This is a genomic window from Methylobacterium sp. J-068 (assembly GCF_022829445.1).
Lineage (GTDB): Bacteria > Pseudomonadota > Alphaproteobacteria > Rhizobiales > Beijerinckiaceae > Methylobacterium.
In genome coordinates this window covers 1-3,101 of the sequence record NZ_JAKSXY010000105.1, presented here as the reverse complement: position 1 = coordinate 3,101, position 3,101 = coordinate 1, and the positions used below count along the sequence as shown (strand labels likewise).

Below are 3,101 nucleotides of genomic sequence, written 5' to 3'. Positions count from 1 at the left end.
GCCTACGATGGATTCGAGCGGCTCTACGTTGGTCCCGCCCTGGCGGGGGAGACGGAAAAAAACGGCTGATCGCCCTCGCTGAATGGCACTTCGAGGGCGGGGCCGCCTACTGCGACGCATGCGGGGAGACGTGCCCCGAGTGCCCCTACGTCGTCCAGGCCCCGCAATCCGCTGACGGCCTGACGGCCTGGGCCGTCGTCGAGCGCTGCGGCGGACAGGTCCGCGCCGGCATGGGTGCGCCCTACGGGTTGGACTTCGCCGCCGTCCTGCTGCTGGCAGACGCCATGGGCGCCCGATCGCCCCTCCTCGCCGACGTCCTGCCGCGCATCGAGACCGTCATCGTGCGGTCCATCCAGAAACAGGTGACCGATGGCGACTAACATCGCGATCCGCCTTCAGGCGACCGGCGGCGCCGAGATCCGGCGCGAACTGGATGAGGTGGGGGGCGCCGGCAAGACGGCGTTCGACGGCGTCACGACCGCTTTGGATCGGACGAGCGCCGGCGCGGACAAGGTCATCAACAAGGTCCGTGAAGTCGGCGAAGCGGCGCGCCGCATACCCGACCCTTCCAGTGCGGGATCAGGTACCGGCGCACCCTCTCCATCCTCTCCGAGCCCAGCGACGTCCCGCGAGATCGAGCGTCTGCGCTTCCAGATCGATGAGGAGTATCGGAAGGCCAAGCAACTCGGCACCGCCGAGGATCGGATCGGCCGGGGCGTGTCTGGCGGGTACTTCGATGCCGCCGAGGCCGAGCGCCTGCGGGGCCTCGCTGCGGCGAAGTATGGTGGCGCGACGAGCAACGACAACGCCCCGCAAAGTCGAGGCCTGAACACTTACGACAAGTTGTTCGTGAAGTATCAAGCCACGGATTTTGCTCAGCAAGTTTTCGCCGGGACTTCTCCGGTCACTGCTGCCGTACAGCAAGGTGGCCAGCTTTATCAGCAACTCGCCGATCGCGAGGGCGGCCTTGGGGCCGGTCTCAAGCAGCTCGGCGTGAGCGCGCTTTCCCTGGTCACCCCGTTCACGGTCGGCGCGACGGCTGTCACTGCCATGGGCGCCGCCATGGCGTATGCCGCCGTCCAGGCCGGCAAGGATCAGGAGGTTCTGGAGAAGGCTACCAAGGGCGTCGGCGCGGCGACGGGGGCGACGGCTTCGCAACTCGACGCCATCGCCCGCACCTATGCCGAGTCCGGCAAGGTCAGCGCGTCGGCCTCGCGTGAGATCGTGGCGGGCTATGCCTCCATGGGGACGATCGCGCTCCCGGTCATCGCCGACCTGACACGCGTTACGACCGAGTACGCCAAGGTCACCGGCCAGGATGCCGCCTCCGCGACGGCGGAACTCGGCCGCGCCATCACGGACGGCGCCAGCGGCTTGGATTCCATCGCCGCCAAGATCGGCGGTCTCGACGATCGCACTCGGCAGTTGATCCAGACGCAGATCGAGCAGGGGGATCGCTCGGGCGCGCAGGCGACGGCGGCCGAGTACCTGCGATCGACCGTAGAGGCCAACACCACCGCAACGACCGGGTGGGCAGGCGCTTGGGACCGAGCCGCCGCGGCTGCGAATGGCTATTGGGAGGCGGCCAAGCGCATCGCCGGCATCAAGCTCGGCGTGGCGCCGGAGACCGCAACCGAAGCGGTCGTTCGCCTCCAGGGTGAGGTCGACAAGGCCAACAACATCCGGACCAATCTCCTAGGCATCGACCCGCTGAACGGGAAGGATAGCGAGAAGGTCCGCCAACTCGCCACCGCTCGGGTCATCGCCGATCAGGAGTGGATGATCGCCGAGGGCAAGGCGGCCGAGGAGCGGGCGAACAAGGCCTCTGTGGCCGCCGGTAACGTGGCCCGCGCCGTCGATCCGAACTTCGCCCGGTTGAGCCAGCTTCGTGAGCAGCAGGGCGCTCTCCGGGATGCGCTCGCCGACCCGCTGGCCCGCAGCAAGCTGTCCGACCCCGGGCAGACCGAGGAGGCCTACACCGCCACGTCGCGCGCGATCGCGACCATGACGGACGCGACGGGCAAGATGGTCTCGGCCGAGAAGATGGCCGCCGAGGCGGATCAGCTTCGGATCGACAAGATCAACGCCAAGACCGATGCCGAGAAGCGAGCCGTCGAGGAGCGCCAGAAGGCCGTCGATCTCATCGGCAAGACCGTCACCCCGGAGGATGCACGGGGTCAGGTCGCCCGAGCCGGCATCATCTCGGCCCTGGAAAACGCGAAGGGCGGCGACAAGGAGAAAGCCGAGGCCAAGGACGATTACGACCGGGCGACGCGCTCGCTTGAGGATCGCATCCGACGTCAAGGCGAGGAAGCGCAGACCTACGGCATGGGCGCGGAGGCCGTGGCCCGGTATCGAACCGAGCAGGAGCTTTTGACTGCGGCGAAGCGCGCCGAGCGCGATGTGACCCCGCAGCTTACGGCCCAGATCCAGGATTACGTCGAGCGCTCCGGCGAGGCCGCCAAGCGGCTGGAGGAGTTGCGCGACAGTAGCAAGCGCACCGACGAGTATCGGTCGATCGGCTCGGACGGCGTGCGCACCTTCGTGCGCGGCCTCAGCGATGGCGTCACGCAAGGCAAGCTTCTGGAGAACGTCCTGTCGAGCCTGAAGAATCGCGCTGCCGATCTCGCCTCCAACAGCATCAGCGACATGCTGTTCGGCAAACGGGGCAGTGGGGATTACGGGCTCCTGAGCAGCCTCTTCAGTGGGGGCTCGGCGAATGCGCCGTCGCCCGGGGCGCAAGGCCCAACCGCTCAGGCCGGTGGCCTGTCGGCTCTGCTCGCTTCGGCGAAGTCGTTCTTCGGCTTCTCGGATGGCGGATACACGGGACCCGGCGGGAAGCTCGATGTGCGTGGCGTCGTCCATGCCGGCGAGGTCGTGTTCAGTCAGGACGACGTGACCCGCTTCGGCGGCGTCGGCGCCGTCGAGGCGATGCGGCGTTGTGCACGGGGCTACAGTGGTGGCGGCGCTCCGTACTTCACCATGCCGAGCGCCGTCTCGCGATCTGCGGGAAGCACGGCCATGCCGAGCATCCACTTCATCACCCCGCCCGGAACGAACCTGGAGCCGGAAGGGCCGCCCCCGCCCAGCGCCGACGTGGG

2 protein-coding genes are annotated in these 3,101 nt (G+C 68.0%); both read left to right on the top strand.

The window, feature by feature from the left end; genetic code table 11:
* The coding region (locus MKK54_RS18150; protein WP_244012744.1) for a hypothetical protein at window positions 1-380 on the top strand (380 nt) is incomplete at its 5' end.
* Window positions 370-3,101: phage tail length tape measure family protein (locus MKK54_RS18145; RefSeq protein WP_244012742.1), on the top strand; the 2,732-nt coding region annotated here is incomplete at its 3' end. The genes MKK54_RS18150 and MKK54_RS18145, both read left to right, overlap by 11 nt.